Annotated in this window: 17 protein-coding genes and 1 riboswitch; of the genes, 12 read left to right on the top strand and 5 right to left on the bottom strand. The window is 36.8% G+C overall.

The genetic code is table 11. The annotated features are described in order from the left end of the window. The first annotated feature begins 5 nt into the window (after positions 1-5). The 6 genes from gcvH to AC4BBR_RS13515 all read left to right on the top strand — a co-directional run bounded on the left by gcvH (position 6) and on the right by AC4BBR_RS13515 (position 7,037). Entirely contained in the window at positions 6-389 is a 384-nt protein-coding gene (gene gcvH, locus AC4BBR_RS13540) for a glycine cleavage system protein GcvH (protein WP_490460032.1), read from the top strand. Between the two features lie 3 nt (positions 390-392). Next, positions 393-1,706: an aminomethyl-transferring glycine dehydrogenase subunit GcvPA gene (gene gcvPA, locus AC4BBR_RS13535; protein ID WP_490460031.1), complete on the top strand. Its 1,314-nt coding sequence runs from the start codon at positions 393-395 to the stop codon at positions 1,704-1,706. After that, positions 1,706-3,151 (top strand): aminomethyl-transferring glycine dehydrogenase subunit GcvPB, encoded by a 1,446-nt coding sequence (gene gcvPB / locus AC4BBR_RS13530; RefSeq protein WP_490460030.1) that lies wholly within the window; start codon positions 1,706-1,708, stop codon positions 3,149-3,151. Before gcvPA ends, gcvPB begins: the two co-directional genes overlap by 1 nt. A gap of 152 nt (positions 3,152-3,303) precedes the next feature. Beyond that, the gene (locus tag AC4BBR_RS13525; protein ID WP_490460029.1) at positions 3,304-4,491 is read left to right on the top strand and encodes a M20 metallopeptidase family protein; all 1,188 of its coding nucleotides are present in this window, start codon (positions 3,304-3,306) and stop codon (positions 4,489-4,491) included. A gap of 50 nt (positions 4,492-4,541) precedes the next feature. Further along, complete coding sequence (locus AC4BBR_RS13520) at positions 4,542-6,206, top strand: formate--tetrahydrofolate ligase (protein ID WP_490460028.1); 1,665 nt, start codon at positions 4,542-4,544, stop codon at positions 6,204-6,206. A 198-nt stretch (positions 6,207-6,404) separates the two neighbouring features. Then, positions 6,405-7,037, top strand: coding sequence for a hypothetical protein (locus AC4BBR_RS13515; RefSeq protein WP_490460027.1), 633 nt, complete (start codon positions 6,405-6,407; stop codon positions 7,035-7,037). Positions 7,038-7,119: 82 nt separating this feature from the next. On the opposite strand, the gene AC4BBR_RS13510 is transcribed toward AC4BBR_RS13515, so the two are convergent. Then, complete coding sequence (locus AC4BBR_RS13510) at positions 7,120-8,229, bottom strand: ABC transporter ATP-binding protein (RefSeq protein ID WP_490460026.1); 1,110 nt, start codon at positions 8,227-8,229, stop codon at positions 7,120-7,122. A 186-nt stretch (positions 8,230-8,415) separates the two neighbouring features. Here AC4BBR_RS13510 and mgsA point away from each other — a divergent pair, with 186 nt between their 5' ends. Together mgsA and AC4BBR_RS13500 are read left to right on the top strand one after the other, a co-directional pair. Then, a complete protein-coding gene (gene mgsA, locus AC4BBR_RS13505; RefSeq protein WP_490460025.1) occupies positions 8,416-8,847 on the top strand; it encodes a methylglyoxal synthase in 432 nt (143 codons plus the stop codon). Between the two features lie 63 nt (positions 8,848-8,910). Beyond that, positions 8,911-9,008, top strand: a riboswitch (THF riboswitch). A 528-nt stretch (positions 9,009-9,536) separates the two neighbouring features. Beyond that, positions 9,537-10,073, top strand: a complete 537-nt coding sequence (locus AC4BBR_RS13500) for a folate family ECF transporter S component (protein ID WP_490460024.1) — start codon at positions 9,537-9,539, stop codon at positions 10,071-10,073. A gap of 65 nt (positions 10,074-10,138) precedes the next feature. Here the strand turns inward: AC4BBR_RS13500 and AC4BBR_RS13495 are convergent, their stop codons facing one another. Together AC4BBR_RS13495 and AC4BBR_RS13490 are read right to left on the bottom strand one after the other, a co-directional pair. Beyond that, positions 10,139-11,902: an ABC transporter ATP-binding protein gene (locus AC4BBR_RS13495; RefSeq protein WP_490460023.1), complete on the bottom strand. Its 1,764-nt coding sequence runs from the start codon at positions 11,900-11,902 to the stop codon at positions 10,139-10,141. A 3-nt stretch (positions 11,903-11,905) separates the two neighbouring features. Further along, positions 11,906-13,624 carry an ABC transporter ATP-binding protein gene (locus AC4BBR_RS13490; RefSeq protein WP_490460022.1) on the bottom strand — a complete coding sequence of 573 codons (1,719 nt, stop codon included), beginning with the start codon at positions 13,622-13,624 and terminating at the stop codon, positions 11,906-11,908. Positions 13,625-14,042: 418 nt separating this feature from the next. On the opposite strand from AC4BBR_RS13490, the gene AC4BBR_RS13485 reads away from it, so the two are divergent. The 3 genes from AC4BBR_RS13485 to AC4BBR_RS13475 all read left to right on the top strand — a co-directional run bounded on the left by AC4BBR_RS13485 (position 14,043) and on the right by AC4BBR_RS13475 (position 17,041). Continuing rightward, complete coding sequence (locus AC4BBR_RS13485) at positions 14,043-14,885, top strand: putative ABC transporter permease (RefSeq protein ID WP_490460021.1); 843 nt, start codon at positions 14,043-14,045, stop codon at positions 14,883-14,885. 221 nt (positions 14,886-15,106) lie between these two features. After that, positions 15,107-16,282 (top strand): 3D domain-containing protein, encoded by a 1,176-nt coding sequence (locus AC4BBR_RS13480; RefSeq protein WP_490460020.1) that lies wholly within the window; start codon positions 15,107-15,109, stop codon positions 16,280-16,282. Positions 16,283-16,471: 189 nt separating this feature from the next. Then, positions 16,472-17,041 (top strand): GNAT family N-acetyltransferase, encoded by a 570-nt coding sequence (locus tag AC4BBR_RS13475; protein ID WP_490460019.1) that lies wholly within the window; start codon positions 16,472-16,474, stop codon positions 17,039-17,041. Between the two features lie 119 nt (positions 17,042-17,160). Here the strand turns inward: AC4BBR_RS13475 and AC4BBR_RS13470 are convergent, their stop codons facing one another. Beyond that, positions 17,161-17,676, bottom strand: a complete 516-nt coding sequence (locus AC4BBR_RS13470) for an LURP-one-related/scramblase family protein (RefSeq protein WP_490462127.1) — start codon at positions 17,674-17,676, stop codon at positions 17,161-17,163. Positions 17,677-17,718: 42 nt separating this feature from the next. Next, the gene (locus tag AC4BBR_RS13465) at positions 17,719-18,588 is read right to left on the bottom strand and encodes a Cof-type HAD-IIB family hydrolase (RefSeq protein ID WP_490460018.1); all 870 of its coding nucleotides are present in this window, start codon (positions 18,586-18,588) and stop codon (positions 17,719-17,721) included. Positions 18,589-18,782: 194 nt separating this feature from the next. Here AC4BBR_RS13465 and AC4BBR_RS13460 point away from each other — a divergent pair, with 194 nt between their 5' ends. Further along, positions 18,783-19,466 (top strand): uracil-DNA glycosylase, encoded by a 684-nt coding sequence (locus tag AC4BBR_RS13460; RefSeq protein WP_490460017.1) that lies wholly within the window; start codon positions 18,783-18,785, stop codon positions 19,464-19,466. The last annotated feature ends 58 nt before the right edge of the window (positions 19,467-19,524 follow it).

Raw genomic sequence — 19,524 nt, 5'->3', positions numbered from 1 at the left:
TTATTATGACAAAAAACACAGAAATGAAGTTCTCAAAATCACATGAGTGGGTACTATTTGATGGGGATAAGGTAAGGGTCGGTCTTTCTGATTTTGCACAAGAACAGTTAGGAGATATCGTTTTTATTGATTTACCAGACGTAGGTTCTGAGATAACCAAAGGTGAATCATTCGCTGATATTGAGTCTGTCAAAGCGGTGTCAGAAGCGTATTCTCCAATCACGGCTAAAGTTTCAGCTATCAATGAAGAGTTGATGGACAGTCCAGAATTAATTAATTCAGCACCATTAGAATCATGGTTAATCGAGGTGGAAGGAGTAAAAGAAAACGAAGATTTATTAAGCGTGGATGAATATAAGAAATTTTGCGAAGAATCCGAGGAGGCGTAATAGATGGGGAACTATCTTGGATCAACAGAACAACAACAACAAGAAATGTTACAAACAATCGGGTTAAAAAATATGAGCGATCTTTATCGAGAGCTTCCAGAAGAAATGATTGTAGAAAAACTTGATATTCCAGCAGGGAAGTCTGAGTTTGAAGTGCGGCGGATTTTGGAAAAAATGGGACAGAAAAATAAGGTCTTCTCAAGTATTTTTCGCGGTGCGGGTGCGTATAATCATTATATCCCAGCGATTGTTAAACAGATCTCAGCGAAAGAAGAATTTATGACATCGTACACACCTTATCAACCTGAAATCAGTCAAGGGCTACTGCAATCCATTTTTGAATACCAAACGATGATTTGTGAAATCACAGGGATGGATGCCACGAATGCGTCTGTTTATGATGGAGCAACGGCTGCTGCGGAAGCAATTAATATGTGTTTAGAGAAAAAACGCTTAAAAGTTTTAATTTCAGAAACGACTAATCCTATGACAATCCAAACTGCATGGACTTATTTTAGTTCCAGAGAAATCGAATTTGTTATGATTCCTGAAAAAGACGGATTGACTGATTTAGCTGTTTTACAGGAAAAACTAGATGATACAAGTGCTTGTTTCATCGTTCAGCAACCAAATTATTATGGCGGAATCGAGTCTGTCGAAGCTATAGCTGAAATGGTTCATGAGGCAAAAGCTAAATTTATTATGAGTGTGAATCCTGTGGCGAGTACGATCCTTAAAACCGCTGGTGAAGTGAATGCAGATATTGCAGTAGGCGATTCACAACCGTTTGGATTACCGTTAGCTTTTGGCGGACCATATATTGGTTTTATTGCGACAAAAGATAAACTAATCCGTAAATTGCCAGGTCGTATCGCAGGAGAGACAGTTGATGAAACAGGGGAGCGAGCCTTTGTGTTAACTTTACAAGCGCGTGAACAGCATATTCGTAGAGAAAAAGCTGCGTCTAATATCTGTTCGAATCAAGCACTTTGCGCTTTAACGAATGCGGTGTATATGAGTACGATGGGCGCGCGTGGTATTCAAGAAGTAGCAGAACAATGCTATAGTAAAGCACATTATTTAGCTGACCAGTTAAGTAAAATCAAAGGTGTAAATCGAAAGAGTGACAGTCCGTTTTTCCATGAGTTTGTCACGAGTTTTCCCGTTACAAATGAAATTGTGTTAGCAAAATTGGAAGAATATGATATCTTAGGCGGTTATCCTACAGAGCACGGGTTATTATGGTGTGTCACAGAAATGAACACCAAAGAACAAATAGATCAAGTCGTTAAATTGGTGAAGGAGGTATGTAGTTAATGAAATTAATTTTTGAACGTAGCGTAGAAGGATATTATAATGAAATGATTTCGCCGTGTGACGTACCGACTACGACTCTCCCAGAAGAAATGAAACGGCAAAAAGAATTACAGCTACCGTCACTCCCTCAACCAGAAATCAGCCGTCATTATACTGAATTAGCTAATGCAACCTTCGGGATCAACAATGGTTTTTACCCACTAGGTTCATGTACAATGAAATACAATCCTAAAATTAACGATGAAATGGCGGCTTATCCGACTTTTGCAAACATTCATCCGTTGCAACCAGAACATACAGTTCAAGGATCATTAGAAGTTTTCACCCTGACTGAAATGTTACTGAAAGAAATTACAGGAATGAATGCGATTACCTTTCAACCTGCAGCTGGAGCGCATGGCGAGTTTACAAGTTTATTGATGATCAAAGCTTATCATGAAAAAAATGGTCAGGGGAAAAGAAATAAAATCATCGTGCCTGATTCAGCTCACGGGACAAATCCTGCAAGTGTGGCGATGACTGGCATGACTACGGTTAATGTACCTTCTGATAAATATGGATGTGTTGATATTGAGGCCTTACAAGCCGTAGTTGGAGAAGATACGGCGGGCTTGATGTTGACAAATCCTAACACAGCAGGGATTTTTGATAAAAATATTTTAGAAATCACAAAAATCGTTCATGATGCTGGTGGATTAAATTATTATGATGGTGCGAATTTAAATGCCATTATGGGGGTTGCTCGTCCAGGAGATATGGGCTTTGATATTATTCATTTGAATTTGCACAAAACATTCTCTACGCCTCACGGGGGTGGCGGGCCAGGATCTGGCGCTGTTGGTTGTAAAATTATATTAGAACCATTTTTACCTAATTACTATCCAATCAAAGAAGGTACACAAATAACATTTACTAAGCCGGAACATTCGATTGGGATGGTTAAAGGATTTTATGGTCAATTTTCGGTATTCTTGCGAGCGTTGACGTATATTTTATATTTAGGATCAGAAGGGATTTCGTCTGCCTCTAAAAGTGCCGTGTTGAATGCTAATTATATGCTCCATGAATTAAAAGATATCTTTGAAGTGCCTTACGGCGAATCTTGTATGCATGAATTTGTTATCAGTTTAGATAAATTAAAAAAAGAAACGGGTGTTACCGCTTTAGATGTAGCGAAAGGAATTTTGGATCATAACATGTATCCGCCGACTATGTATTTCCCGCTGACTGTACCAGAAGCACTAATGGTAGAACCTCCTGAAACAGAGTCGAAAGAACGAATGGATGAAGCGATTTCGGTTTATCGTAAACTTTACGAAGTAGCTCATAAAAATCCAGAAGCCTTTCAGGAGTATCCATTGCATGCTCAAATTCATCGAGTAGACGAAGTAAGAGCAGCCAGATATCCAATCGTTCGTTATGAGTTTGAAAATAAGAGTACTTAGCAATAGGAGTAACGAGGCAAGAAAATGAGGAAAAAAGTACTTAAAAAATTAACAGAAATATGGCAAATAATCTGAAATGTTTGGTACTATAATAAGAGAAGCGTTTGATCCGTTAGTTTTGGTTATATAATTTTGGAAAAGGAGAAAAAATAATGCTGACAGAAGAACAAAAAAGAGTTGCCGATAGTTTAGAAAAAGAACTGATTCAAATTAGACGACATCTTCACCAAAATCCAGAAATTGGAATGGCGTTGCCAAATACAGTTGCGTTTGTAAAAGAAAAACTCACAGAATATGGTTATGATCCAAAATCTTGTGGAGAATCTGGTGTTACAGTAATCGCTGGTAAAAAGAGTGGAAAAACATTCCTATTGCGTGGCGATATGGATGCACTACCGATTAAAGAATTGACCAATCTACCGTTTAAATCTGAAAATGGTTATATGCATGCTTGCGGTCATGATATGCATACAACGATGTTGCTTGGAGCCGCTAAACTTTTAAAAGAATTCGAAGATGAATTAGATGGCCAAGTAAAACTATTATTTCAACCAGGGGAAGAAATTCTTTCAGGGTCAAAAGAATGTATCAAAAATCATGTATTGGAAAATCCTAAAGTCGATGCAGGTATGATGATTCATGTATTCCCTTTTGAAGGAGTTAAAGCAGGACAAATCATACCAACACCAGAAGGAACTTTTATGGCTAGCGCTGATTGGTTCGAGATCACAGTCAAAGGTCGAGGCGGGCACGGATCTCAACCAGAAACATCGATTGATCCAATCAACGCAGCGGTTCATATTTACACAGCGTTACAAGAACTTTCGGCGAGAGAAATTGGTTCAGAAGAACGCTTTGTTCTAACGATCGGGGAATTTACTGGTGGAACTCCTGGTGCTTCAAATATTATTCCTGAAACAGCAGTCATGAAAGGCACGTTACGAACATTGAAAGAAGATGTCCGTACACAGCTTAAAGAACGAATGATAGCGATAGCTGAAAACATTGCTAAAGCGTTTCGTGCGGAAGCACAAGTGATTTTTACTAACGGGTGTACAACGAATGTGAATGATCCAGAGTTGACGGCATTTACCAAAGATTCATTAACAGAAACATTTGGAGCTGATCGAATTGTTGCTATCCCTACATCAACACCATTAATGGGCAGTGAGGATTTTGGTGAAATCAGTCAACTGATTCCAACAACTACTGTTCTATTGGTTGCTACAGAAGAAAATATTAATCTTCATAACCCAGCGATTGTTTTTGATGAATCAGTATTAGTCGAAGGTGCGAAAGTCTATGCTGATACTGCAATGTCTTGGGTGAAAAAAAGGTAGATATGTTTTGTTTTTCAGTAAAAAAGATTTCATCAAATGGAGGGGAAAAAGTGGTCAAATCGGATATTGAAATCGCTCAAGAGACAGCTATGTTGCCCATCAGCACAATAGCAGAAAAAATTGGCTTAGGTGAAGACCAGTTTGAAAGATATGGAAAGTACAAAGCAAAAATCGACGTTGAAAAGATAAAAGGGAATAAAGATGGTAAAGTTATTCTAGTCACGGCAATCACGCCAACACCTGCAGGCGAAGGGAAAACAACAACAGTCGTTGGATTAGGCGATGCTTTAAATCAAATTGGAAAAGATGCGATTATTGCTTTAAGAGAACCTTCTTTAGGTCCTGTTTTCGGGATAAAAGGAGGTGCTGCTGGCGGTGGCTATGCACAAGTTGTGCCCATGGAAGATATCAATTTACACTTTACAGGTGATTTTCATGCAATAGGGGCGGCGAATAATCTATTAGCGGCAATTATTGATAATCATATTTTTCAAGGAAATGAACTAAGAATCGATAATCGTCGAATTACTTGGAAAAGAGCGGTAGATATGAACGATCGTCAATTGAGGCATATTGTAGATGGTATAGGCGCCCGAGTTAATGGAGTACCGAGGGAAGACGGTTTTGAAATCACGGTTGCATCGGAAATTATGGCTGTTTTATGTTTATCTAATGATATTGAAGACTTAAAAGAAAATTTAGCGAATATCATTATAGGCTATACGTATGACAATCAGCCAGTTACAGCTAGAGAATTGAATGCCCACGGCGCAATGACTGCTTTATTGAAGGAGGCAATCAAACCTAATTTAGTTCAAACGTTAGAAAATAATCCTGCCCTGATTCATGGTGGACCATTTGCCAATATTGCCCACGGTTGTAATAGTGTGATTGCGACAAATACTGCCAAAAAGTTAGCTGATTATGTGGTGACTGAAGGTGGTTTTGGTGCTGATTTAGGTGCCGAAAAATTTATCGATATCAAATGTCGTAAATCAGGCATTCGTCCCTCTGCTGTTGTCGTAGTAGCAACTGTTCGTGCACTGAAAATGCATGGCGGTGTGTCGAAAGATCAGCTAGATGTTGAAAATATGGCAGCTTTAACAGAAGGGTTACCGAATCTTTTAAAACATATCGAAAATACAACGACTGTTTTTGGTTTACCAACGGTTGTTGCCATCAATAAGTTTCCAACAGATACAGATGCAGAATTGAATCTTATAAAAGAAGAATGTCAAAAACGCAATGTGAATGTTGTTCTTTCAGATGTATGGGCGCATGGTGGAACGGGTGGAGAAGAATTAGCAAAAGAAGTTGTTCGCCTGGCAGAACAAGAAAATCATTTCTCTTTTGCTTATCCAGATGAGCTGCCGATCAAAGAAAAAATTCGTGCAATTGTAGAAAAGGTTTATGGTGGAAATGCTGTTCGCTATGAACCAATTGCTGAAAGAGAAATCACTAAATTTGAAACACTTGGTTTCGGACATTTGCCGATTTGTATGGCAAAGACACAGTATTCACTTTCTGACGATCAAACGAAACTGGGAAGACCAAAAGATTTTACGATAACTATTAGTAATATTAAGATTTCTGCAGGTGCAGGATTCATTGTTGTCTATACAGGAACAGTGATGACGATGCCTGGACTACCTAAAAAAGCAGCTTATGAAAAAATTGATGTTGATTCTGATGGTAAAATTATTGGCTTATTTTAAATAAAAATCAATCATTTTAACGTAAAAAAACTCAACAATTCGATTCTGTTGTTCGAATTGTTGAGTTTTTTAGGCTATTGAACTAAGAGTAGGTGGAATCTATTTTTACTAAAATAAATCCAGATGTGTCTTGACACATCGGTGTGTCTCCCTTAAAATAAATAGTGCCATATATGTCAAGACACATCGGAGGAGAGCATGAAAAAAAATTCAGTCAGACATTTAACAATTTCAGCTTTACTAGTTGCAATGGGTATCATCATTCCTATGATTATGCCGCGGATTACGATAGGGCCAGCTTCTTTTACTTTAGCTAGCCATGTTCCAGTATTTTTAGCAATGTTTTTTTCACCAGGAGTAGCAATTTCGGTAAGTTTAGGAACAGGTTTTGGTTTTTTTCTATCGGCGACACCCATTATAGCTTTAAGAGCACTTTCTCATTTACTTTTTGCAGTAATAGGGGCATTTTATTTACAGAAATACCCAACAATCGTTTTATCTAAGAATAAATTTGTCTTATTTAATGGTCGTTTTCAATTATTTAATTTTGTGATTGGCATAATACATTCCGCTGCAGAATTGGTTGTAGTTAGTGTTTTTTACACGATGGGGAATATGCCGGAAACATATTATGCTCAAGGATACATGTACTCAATCTTTTTGTTGATGGGTATTGGCGGATTAATCCATAGCCTAATCGATTATAATATTGCTTATTTTGTGGCAAATTCGTTAAGTAAACAATTTGATATTCCAGTATTTAGTCAGGCGAAAAAAATGGATCGAGTAAAAGTAGACAACCTTCCCCGAGAGACCGAACCAGTCGCATAAAAAAAGATGAGGATGGACATAATTTTTCGAGTCATATTCCTGACTCGAAAAATATTTTCTTTTTTTTGCTACCCAATGGGGGTTAAGGTAATGTAATAACTTGTTCTGTTTCAGGATCGAAGAAGTGAGCTTTATTGATATTGAATGCTAAATCAACCATTTCTTCTGGTCTATGAAAATCACGAGCATCCACTTTTGAAATAAACTCTGTGTCGCCTAATTTTGTATAAAGCATTGTTTCAGCACCTAATAATTCGGATACCACAACTTCAGAGCGTACAACAGCATTATTCATGGTATCTAAAGCAACTTGCTCACTGTGAATATCTTCTGGTCTGATACCGAAAATAATTGATTTTCCTTCATACCCTTTTTCAACCAATAATTTATTTTTTCCTTCTGGAATGATAAGCTCTAATCCATGTCCATCACGAATGACTCCGTTTTTTAATGTAACATCAAAGAAGTTCATGGCAGGCGATCCGATAAAGCCTGCGACGAAGATGTTATTTGGAGTATTGTATACTTCTTTGGGAGAACCAATTTGTTGGATAAAACCGTCTTTCATGATGACGATCCGATCAGCCATAGTCATGGCTTCTGTTTGGTCATGGGTAACGTAGACGGTTGTTGTTTCTAGACGACGATGTAACTTAGCAATTTCGGCACGCATCGCTACACGTAATTTTGCATCTAAGTTTGATAAAGGTTCGTCCATCAAGAATACTTTTGCATCACGCACGATTGCTCGACCTAAGGCGACACGTTGACGTTGTCCACCAGATAAGGCAGCTGGTTTACGGTCTAAATAGTCAGTTAGCCCTAAAATTTCACCTGCGTTTTCTACTCGTTTTTTAATTTCAGCTTTGTCATATTTACGTAATTTTAAACCAAAGGCCATATTGTCAAAGACTGTCATGTGAGGATATAAGGCATAATTCTGAAAAACCATTGCGATATCACGATCTTTTGGCGCAACATCATTCATTACTTTGTCACCAATGGAAAGTTCACCTTCCGTGATATCTTCAAGTCCTGCAATCATTCTTAGTGTAGTTGATTTACCACAACCCGAAGGTCCTACAAAAACGATAAATTCTCGGTCTGCAATTTCTAAGTTAAAATCTGTTACAGAATAATTTTCTGCATTATCATATTTTTTATAAACATGTTTTAACGCCATTTCTACCATTCTCGTCACTCTTTTCTTTTTTATTGTATCTTTAGTATAAATGAAAGCGCTATACAACCTCAACGGAAGATTGCACAAGAAAGAATCTATTTTTTCGTCAAAGTGACAAAGAAGCAAACATTCCTTTAACTCTATGATGGAAGACTTTGCTATAATGAGAAAAAGAACTGAATTGAGGGGTTATGGATGAAAATTGCAATGATAGCACATGATCGAAAAAAAGAATTAATGGTCAAATTAACCTTGGCGTATCAACCAATATTAAAAGAACACGAACTATTTGCTACGGGAACAACTGGTTTGAGAATCTCAGAAGCTACTGGCTTGGCTGTTCATCGGTTTAAGTCTGGACCATTAGGTGGTGATCAGCAGATTGGAGCAATGATTTCAGAAGATAAGTTGGATATGGTGATATTTTTACGGGATCCATTAGCTGCTCAACCTCATGAGCCAGATGTTACAGCTTTGATCCGTTTATGTGATGTTTACGAGATTCCTTTGGCAACCAATATAGGTACGGCTGAAATTTTATTAAGGGGCTTGCAAGCGGGGTTTGCCGACTTTAGAAATGTTGTTCACGAAGCCGATAATAAGCCATTATCGTTTTCACCATTTTAGTCAAAGTTTGTTGCAGCAATGTAGGGAATATGCTATATTTCACTTAGGCTTAGGCCTAAATAAATCAGAGTAGGAAACAAAGCGTTAAGTGCTGAAAGGATGGGATGTTGCCTTTCGGACGAAGAATACATGAGAACAGTAATCTGGCTGTACGAACTAGCTCTTCGGAAAAAAGATGAATAATGTTAGTGGCGAAAAGCGCCACAATCAGTATTCCCTATTTTTCTGTCAGAGCTGGACGAGTTCGTTCCACTTTCTATGATCTAGTTGCACGAACTAGCTCTTCGGAAAAAAGATGAATAATGCTAGTGGCAAAAAGCGCCAAAATCAGTATTCCCTATTTTTCTGTCAGAGCTGGACGAGTTCGTTCCACTTTTCTATGATCTAGTTGCACGAACTAGCTCTTCGGAAAAAAGATGAATAATGCTAGTGGCAAAAAGCGCCAAAATCAGTATTCCCTATTTTTCTGTCAGAGCTGGACGAGTTCGTTCCACTTTTCTATGATCTAGTTGCACGAACTAGCTCTTCGGAAAAAAGATGAATAATGCTAGTGGCAAAAAGCGCCAAAATCAGTATTCCCTATTTTTCTGTCAGAGCTGGACGAGTTCGTTCCACTTTTCTATATTCGCGGTTTTGTTTTCGCATTCGCTGCATATTTTGTGTAGCAGCTCTTAGAGGAGATGCTAGAAATGAAAAAAAGAAAGATTGATACGCGAACCATTACGCTGATGAGTTTATTGATTGCGTTAATGGTGGTTTTCACACGGTTTATTTCGTTTGAGACCCAGTTTTTACGAGTTAGTTTGACCTTTATACCAGAGTCATTGATGGGTATTCTTTTTGGTCCATTCTTGACAGGAATTGGCAGTGCTGTGGCTGATACAGTGGGCATGTTGTTATTTCCTAAAGGTCCTTATTTTCCTGGTTTTACATTGAATGCTTTTATCGCAGGTGCAATTTATGGATTCTTCTATTATAGAAAGGAATTAACCTGGAAACGAGTAATCATGGCGACATTATCTGTTACGTTGATTATTCATATGTTCCTAACACCATTGTGGTTGGGATTGATGTATGGTGTGAATATTTCCAACCTCGCTTGGTGGGCGCCTAGAATCGTGAAGAACATTATCTTTTTCCCAATACAAGTAGTTGCTACTTACTATTTGGGAAATAAAGTACCTTATCAGCAATTTTTGAGTAAATCATTAACGAATTTAAAATAAAAAAGAACCCTCAACTTTCCAACATCCCAAGGAAGTTTGAGGGCTTTTTCGTATTCTTTGATTAATTATAATTGATTTTTAAATTGAGCTTCATACAATGCATGGTAATAACCATCTTTTTTATTAATCAGTTCATCATGACTGCCGATTTCAACCACAGAACCTTGGTCCATCACTAAGATTTTATCCGCATTTTTGATTGTAGAAAGTCGATGAGCGATTACGAAACTAGTGCGACCATCCATCATTTGCAAGAATGCATCTTGAATATTTTTCTCAGTCAACGTATCAACAGAGCTAGTTGCTTCATCTAAAATTAGCATAGGCGGATCACTGATCATTGTTCTGGCGATCGTCATCAGTTGCCGTTGACCTTCGGAAATTTTAATCCCGCTGGCGCCGATCAATGTATCTAAACCTTCAGGCAAGCGAGTAACAAAATCAAAAATATAGGCCTTTTTCATCGCAGCTTCAATCTGTTCCTCTGTTGCCTCGGTATTTCCGTAAGTCAAATTATCCCGGATCGTGCTATCAAATAACCATGTATCTTGCAAAACCATCCCAAAACTTTTTCGTAAGCTGTCTCTTGTGACCTGCGTGATGTTATGATCGTCGATAGAAATTTGTCCGCTATCTACCTCATAAAAGCGCATTAATAAATTGACTAAAGTAGATTTACCCGCACCAGTTTTTCCGACAATGGCGATTGTTTCACCGGGAAAGGCAATTAAATTAAAGTCTTGAATCAATGGTTTTGATGGAGTATAAGCAAAATCTACATGTTCAAATAGAACTTTTCCGGTAACGTCATTTAGAGCAAAAGCATGTTCACCATCTGGTTTTTCTTCAGTTTGACCGATGATTTCAAATGTACGATCTAATCCAGCTAGAGCAGTTTGAATTTGAGTGGTGATTCCTGACAACTCAATAAAAGGCTTAGAAAATTGACTGGAATAAATAGTAAAACTCGAGATCACTCCAATCGTGATTGCTTGATTACCGCTTAACAACAGCAATCCACCTACAAGACCAATCGATAAATAAGCTAAATGATCGATAAAACGAGAGAGCGGATTTGTGAGTGAAGAAGAAAACTGTGCTTTTTGTCCACGTACATATAAGTCTTGATTTAATGATTCAAAATGTTGCTGAGAAACATTTTCTTGTTGAAAGGCTTTGACGATTTTTTGATTGCCAACCATTTCAGAAACATAGCCGGAAATTTCACCGACGAGTTTTTGCTGAGCAGAAAAATTTTTCTGAGACGATTTTGCAACGATCCAATTGACTAGAAAAATAATCGGTGTAGTGATCAAAACAACTGCTGTAAGGAGAGGACTTAATTTAAACATAAAGAAAAAGGCAATAATTACTACGGACAGTCCAGAAAATAGTTGATTAAAAACTGCAGAGCAAGCCACAGAAATGTTATCCATATCATTTGTAAAACGACTGACGATATTTCCGTGAGATGTCTGATCATAGTAATTTAAAGATAGCCGATTTAAATGAGCGAAAGCATTTTTTCTAAGTTCTGCCACAGAGAGATATGAAACACGATTACCTAGACGCTGAATCAGCCATTGACTGATCACAGTAATGATCAAAATACCAGTTAAAGTGGTAATAAATCGCAAGAGAATCGTAAAATCAACATCGCCTTTTCCAATCATCGTATCTACAGATTTCCCTATATAGTAGGTCATCAAAACGGTGGTTAATCCGCTGAGAATACCCAGAATAACCGCCGCAGTTATTTCCTTTGGATAGCGAAGCAAATAGGGCATGAAACGATTAAATGAATTGGCTGCTGTTTTTTTCGTTGCCATGGGTTATTTTACCTCCTCTTGTGAAGCGACGATTTCTTGGTACTCTTTAGAAAGATGTAATAATTCTTCGTGAGTTCCTAAACCCACTTGTTTTCCACTAGCTAAAACTAAAATTTGGTCAGCTTGTTGAATTGAACTAATCCGTTGAGAAATAATGATGAGTGTCGTTCCTTTTAAATCTTGTTTTAAAGCTGTTCGCAAATTCAGATCCGTTTGATAGTCTAAGGCACTTAACGAGTCATCTAAAATCAAAACGTCAGGTTGATGAATCAAGGCACGTGCAATCGTCAATCGCTGTTTTTGACCACCAGAAAAGTTTTTTCCACCTTCGTATACTTGTGTGTCTAAACCATTACTAAGATTTTTAACAAAATCTTTGCATTGAGCAGTTTCTAAAGCTTGCCAACAATCTTGGTCGGTTGCATTTTCTTTACCCCATTGAAGATTTTCCCGAATCGTACCTGTAAATAAAACAGCAGTTTGAGGTGCAATTGCGATTCTTTTGCGTAGTTTATCTATAGACCAGTCACGAACATTGATACCATCAAAGAATATATTGCCTTCGCTGGTATCATAAAACCGTGGAATCAATTGCGTCAACGTACTTTTTCCACCACCAGTTGGTCCTGTAATGCCCAAAATTGAGTGTTTAGGAATTTTTAAGGAAATATCTTTCAGAGCTAATCCAGCAGTTGGTTGGTAACGGAAAGATACACGATCAAAGACAATTTCTTTTGTTTGACCATCAGAAGTGACACTATTTTCTTTTGATTGAATGCTAGGTTCTACAGACAGCACCTCCTGAACTCTTGTGGCTGATGCTGCAGCGCGTGTAAAAATGATCACTAGATTTGAAACAACGATCAATGCAAGCAGCATTTGATTCATATAATTGATCAAAGCCAACACTTCACCTTGTTGTAATCCGCCAATCTCGACTTTGATTCCTCCAAGATAAAGCAAGGCTAAAATGCCAAGGTTCATCACTAACGTGGTAGCAGGAGTCAATAAAGCTGAAATATTCGAAACACGAATATAGATAGAAGAAAGATCATCCGTTACTTCATTGACTTGTTTTTCTTCTGTCTGTTTTCTAGCAAAGGCCCGAATAACCCTTACGCCACTCAAATTTTGACTAATTTGCCGATTTAACAGGTCCAGCTTTTCTTGAACTTTTTTATATAAAGGAACTGTCGTTTTTATTATGAAATAAAGAATAAGACAAAAAATCGGTAGCATCAGCAGAAAAATCAGGCCCATCTGTACATTGATATAAAAAGCCATAATAACGGAACCGATGCTTAAAAAAGGGGCACGAATCACGAGGCGGATCAGCATCGCCAAAGCTAACTGTAACTGGTTGATATCGTTCGTCATACGTGTGATCAATGTGTCTGTCCCAAAACTATTTAATTCAGCATGAGACAGTTGGTTGATTTTTTTCATCAATTGATTTCTTAATTCAGTTCCAAAACCTTGGGAAGCAATGGAAGAATAATATTGACAGATCATCACACAGATCAGTCCAATAAATGACATCAAAAGCATCCAACCTGCCATTTGAATCACATAGGACCGATCATTATTTCTAATTCCCTGATCAACTAAACGAGCCATAAATAACGGTAAAACTAGCTCAAAACAAGCTTCTAAAAACTTAAAAAAAGGTCCAAGAATAATTTGCTTGCGGTATTTCTTAGCATATGTTAATAAATTGAACATGGGGTTCCTCCTAAAATTTAAAAGCGCAGCGGGTTTGTCTAGGGTCGTAGAAAAATAAGGCAATTGCTTGAGACGTTTTCTGCCTCACTCCATTTTCCCCTTTTTTCTACGAGATTAGCCCACATAGCTAGATATAATGAAAAACTGAACGAGTTGGTTCAGCTTTGACAGGAAATAAGGGGAAATTAACGAAGGCCTTTTTTCCTCGTTCATAATTTATCTTTTTTCGAGAACCTAGCCCGCGTAGTCAGATACAGTATGGGCTCATCTAGCTTTGAGAGCTGATAAAGACAGAATGTTTGTACAAAAAACTTCATGTCTATTGTATATCAATTTTTAATGAGAATAAAGTTGCTCGCTTAAAAGTATAGTTATTTGTTACAATAACTAGTAAAAGCTATTTTGAAGGAGAAAATATATGAATGAATTTATTAAAATCGTATTATTATTTTTTATCTACTCATTTATCGGTTGGCTGTGGGAGACAATTTATTGCTCCGTGAAAGCCAAAAAATTTGTGTATCGAGGATTTCTAATAGGACCCTATTGTCCAATCTATGGTTTTGGTATTTTAGGGGTTCTGTATTTTTTAGAGCCACTTAAACAAAATATCATTGTTTTGTATTTTTTATCAACAATTCTAGTCACTATTTTAGAGTATGTAACGAGTTATGGTTTAGAAAAGTTGTTTCACGCTTCTTGGTGGGATTATAAAGACGTACCGCTGAATATCAATGGTCGGGTTGCATTACCTGTATCTCTATTTTGGGGGATTGGTTGTGTGTTGATCGTACGTGTTATTCATCCAAAAGTCTTGCATTTTGAGGGGATGCTATCTGAAAATTTTGGTCTAATTCTACCAATTATTTTACTGCTTCTCATTATTACTGATATAATTTACACACTCATTAATATGCAATCATTCAAAAAAGTTACAGCGCAACTCAATACGGCTGTAGAAGAACATAAACAAAATCTGACTACTGCATTGACTGAAAAACGGGATGAATTCTCAGTGAATTTCTTAGAATTAAAAGCAACTGTAACAGAAGAAATCAATGAACGGAAACAAGAGAAAGCGATAGAACGAAATTCTTGGTTGGAAGAGTTTAAAGAAACCTCAGCAATAAAAAAATTATTAACCCATATGAATTTCAACCAAAAACGTTGGGTAAGAAATTATCCTAATTTGAAGTTGAAAAACATGAAAAATCCTTCCGAAGTACAACAAATCATTAATAAAAGCAAAAAAAAAGTCTAAGTAATTTCTATTGAGTATAACAGTATAATTTTGTGTCTTATACTAGTGAAAAACGTTGATAAATATAGAAATTCAAAACTAACTTAAGAAGAATAAAAGTAAGGAATGTTACAGAAAAAAGGCTGTTTTCGTTGAAACGTAATAAATTGTAACGCTATTGAAATAAAAAAAGCTCTATAGATTAGTATAATGGATAGAGTTGGATTTAGTTAGGAAAGGTGTTGGATTCAGTGAAAGTAAAAAAATTGATACCATTTTTAGCTGCTATCATGCTAGTAAATGTCGCTCTTCCAATCAGTGCAGCAGCAGAGTCATTAGATGAGCTGAGGAATAAAGAAGCGCAAGCTACTCAAACGGGAGCGTCACTTAGTGAAGATATCAATACAACTTTGAATGATGTTAATGAAAAATATGCTGAAATTGAAAAACTCAAAGTAGATATTTCAAAAGCTGAAGAAACAATTAAGAACTCTGAAGCTGAAATTACTGTAACAGAGCAAAGTATTGCACGTCGTAAAAAAGTTGTTGGAAATCGTATGAAAGATGTCCAACTAAGTGGGGAACAGCGTACTTGGCAAGTATTATTAGATGCTGAAAATGTATCAGATTTCTTTAATAAAGCGTATGCGATGACTATTTTACAAAATGCAGAAAAAGAAAAAATTGATCGTCTATCTGAAGATAAAGAAAAATTGTCTGAACTTCAAGAAACTGTAAAAACGAAACAAGAAGAATTACAAACCAACGAAACAAAATTACAGGATGAAGCTTCAGCAATGGATGAACAAGTAGTAACGTTAAAACAACAATTATCCGATAATCAAGCTGCGTTACAACAAATTGCCAACCAAAAACAGACAGAAGAGAAACGCATCACAGATGAGAAAAAAGCTGCGGAAGCTCGTAAAAAGCAAGCCGTATTAGAAGAAGCTCAAAGAAAAGCTGATGCTAGTGCACAATCAAGCTCAAGCACTAGTTCGTCATCATCAAGCAGTGATTCAGGTAGCAGTAGTTCAAGCTCAAGTAGCGAAGAACAACCAGTGATTGCGCCACCATCAAAACCAGAAGAAACACCAAACACTGGTGGTGAAACTGGTAGCAGTGGAGCAAATGGGCGTATACTTTACATGCAATCAACAGCTTATTCATGGAGAGAAGCTGGTTCAGGCTACATCACTGCAACTGGGATTGATCTTCGTTCACAAAGTAATGTGATTGCTGTTGACCCAAGTGTAATCCCTCTAGGATCATTTGTTGAAGTAGAAGGGTACGGATTTGCTGTGGCTGGAGATACAGGTGGTGCAATTAATGGAAACATCATTGATGTGCATTTTCCTTCTGTTGACCAATGTCTAACTTGGGGTCGCAGAAATAATGTTAAAGTTACAATTCAATAGAAAAAATGAAGGCACTCATTGAGTGTCTTTTTTATGCAACTATTTACATTCCTCCAGCATCATGATCTAGAAAGGTAACTTAAACAAATGACCTCCTTTTTAAACATTAAAATGAATAAAAAACAAGTGAATATAATGCATGGATAGGCAATAAATGTTACACTTCAATAAAGAAAGTGAGGAATAATAATGATTCGTTTTGCAACAAAAGAAGACGGTGAGGCTATTGCTCCGCTGATATTAGTTATTTTAAAAGATATGGAATTGCCTTTGCTAGAAATTATCCCAGAAGAAACAATTTTAGCCGTTTTAGCTGAAGCCGTATCAGATCCCACTTACCGCTATGGCTATGAGCGAGGGTTGGTTTATGAAGAAGATGGGCGTGTGGCAGGAATTGCTTTTGGTTATCCAAATGAAGATGAGCCGATAATTGATGAACCATTAAAAAAAGTATTACGCAAATACAATTTGGATGAAGAAATAAGAATATTTATTGATCCAGAGACATTACCAGATGAATGGTATTTGGATTCGATTTCTGTTGATGAAAAGTATCGTGGGCTAGGAATTGGTTCAAAACTATTAGATGCTTTGCCTCAAATGGCTAAAAGAGATGGTAAAGATATTATTGGATTAAGTGTGGATAAAGGAAATCCTGAGGCTAAAAAATTATATAGACGCAAAGGATTTAAAGATGTAGCTGAGATGATGATCAGTGGGCATTTGTACGATCATATGCAGAAAAAAATAAGCGAATAAACGATGGTAAAAAAACAGCTCCGTTAGAAATAAGCTGAAACTCACCAAAAATGTGAAGAATAATTTTTGGGAATACCTTCTTATTTCTCGGAGCTGAATGTTTTTGATCCAACCTTTTTCTAACAAGCTCCCCAACCAATAATTGGCTTATTATTTGAATTCTTTTTTTTATTATACAGCCAATAATCTAACACTGCAGCAACGCATATACATAACGGAGCATCTTCATCGTTTGTAACATCCAAACTAAAATAATCGCCTGAAAAAAGTGTCGCTTTATTCATCTCCATAATTTTATGATTGACTTGGTAAATGGAATAACGGTGATTTTTAATGTCGCCTAAAACGTTCCAATGTAAATGGTGGATATAGTAAAAATCAGCATTTAAATTTAAGATTTTTCGTAACACGCCGACTTTTTCAAATCCTTTATATAGTTCAAATCGTGATCCAAAAGCAAACGATGTTTGTCTGATGCTAGCAACTAATTCGCCGCTCATTGCATATAAAGAAAGCGCATCGCCACGTGTTCCCCAACGTCCAACAAGTAGGAAGAGAGACTTGCCATCTTCATTTTTGACAATGGTTCTTGTGACATTGCTTAATTGTTGTTCTTGAATAAAAAACTCTGACACCATATCTCACCTCTTTTCTACATTGTTTAGCCGTTTAAGTCCTTATAAATTTTCTCGAATAGCTCGTAAAATAGCTTCGCCCACACCATTTTCTAAGTTGGAAGATGTGATATATTCAGCATGGCTCTTGACCTCTAATTCAGCATTTTCCATTGCAAAACTAACATCAGCCCATTGCAACATGCTAACATCATTGAAATTATCACCGATTGTCATAACCTCTTTTTTTGAAAGTCCTCGTTCTTTTGCAACGTGGGCTACAGCAATGCCTTTTTGCGCATTTTTATGATTGACTTCAATGTTGTTTTGAGCAGATGAAGTGACTGCTAAATCGTTTAATTGTCTAATTTGAGCACTTGCAGGACCTAATACTTTTGGGCCATCCATACTGAAACCAATGATTTTTAGCACTTCGATATCCTTTTGCTCAATCAATGCCCGCATATCGTCTACGTAAGTGATATCGAGTAAAGATAAGTGAGCAGCAGCCATTGCAATTGCTACTTTATAAGTTAGGTGCGGCATTGTTGTTGCAATATGAGCAGCAAAGTTTTCAATTCTTTTTTCTTGTTGCTCAGAATAAATTCCTTTATTTGTAGAGACTTCAAAATATACATTATGCGTATCCAAAATATCTAGGATTTCACTTGTTGTTTTTTTGTCAATTCCCGCAGTGAAAAGAGAGTTACCAGCTTTATCAAATACTTTGGCACCATTTAAAGTAATCATCGCACATTTGATTCCAGCTTCGTCTAAAGCAGGTTTGGCTTCTGTATATGCTCGTCCCGTAGCAACCATAAACTCAATACCTAGACGTTCCGCTTCTCTAATAGCAGATGCATTGTCCTTTGAAATGCTCATTTTTGAATCAAGTAGAGTTCCATCCATGTCTGAAGCAATCAATTTAATCATAAAGTTTCTACACCTCGTTTATTTATCGTATCTATAGTTTACCATGTTTTTTCAATTTCAGTGCAGAAAAATTCTCTTGTCACTTTTAAAAAAATCAGATATGCTAAATGTGTAAAAGAAAATAGTCAGAATAGAAGTTTTAATTATTAAAATTTCAAAATAGTTAAACTAATAAAATTATAGGGAGGATACTAATGAAAGAAATCATTCATAATAGTTGGCAAGAAATTTTAGAGGAAGAATTTACAAAGGAATATTATCTACATTTACGAGATTTTTTAAAGGAAGAGTATAGCCAGCAAACCATTTACCCTGATATGTATCATATTTATTCTGCGTTAGAATTAACGCCATATGAAGAAGTAAAAGTTGTGATATTAGGGCAAGATCCTTATCATGGACCAAATCAGGCACATGGACTAAGTTTTTCTGTGCAACCTGGGGTTAAAACGCCGCCATCTTTGATGAATATCTATAAAGAATTACAAGAAGATTTGGGGTACCCGCCTGTTTCTCATGGCTTTTTAGAAAGTTGGGCAAAACAAGGTGTCCTTTTATTAAACACTGTTTTAACCGTTCGTAATGGGCAAGCGTATTCACATCGAAATCAAGGGTGGGAAATATTGACGGATGCAATTATTCAAAAATTAAATGAGCGCGATAAGCCAATTGTATTTATATTATGGGGCAAACCAGCACAGGAAAAAATTAAAATGATTGATACGAACAAACATATTATTATCAGTTCACCCCATCCAAGTCCATTAGCTGCTCATCGCGGTTTTTTCGGGTCGAAACCATTTTCAAAAGCCAACCGAACTTTGGAACAATTGGGAGAGGCGCCGATCAATTGGCAATTACCTGATACAGTTTCCTGAAACAGAGCAGTCTGTTATAGTGCAGTTTCCTTAGTTTGTGAAAATAATATCAAAATCA

It is taken from the genome of Enterococcus sp. AMC1251 (genome assembly GCF_058216535.1).
The sequence above is the reverse complement of the archived record's forward strand: the minus strand, read 5'-3'. Positions and strand labels throughout refer to the sequence as shown.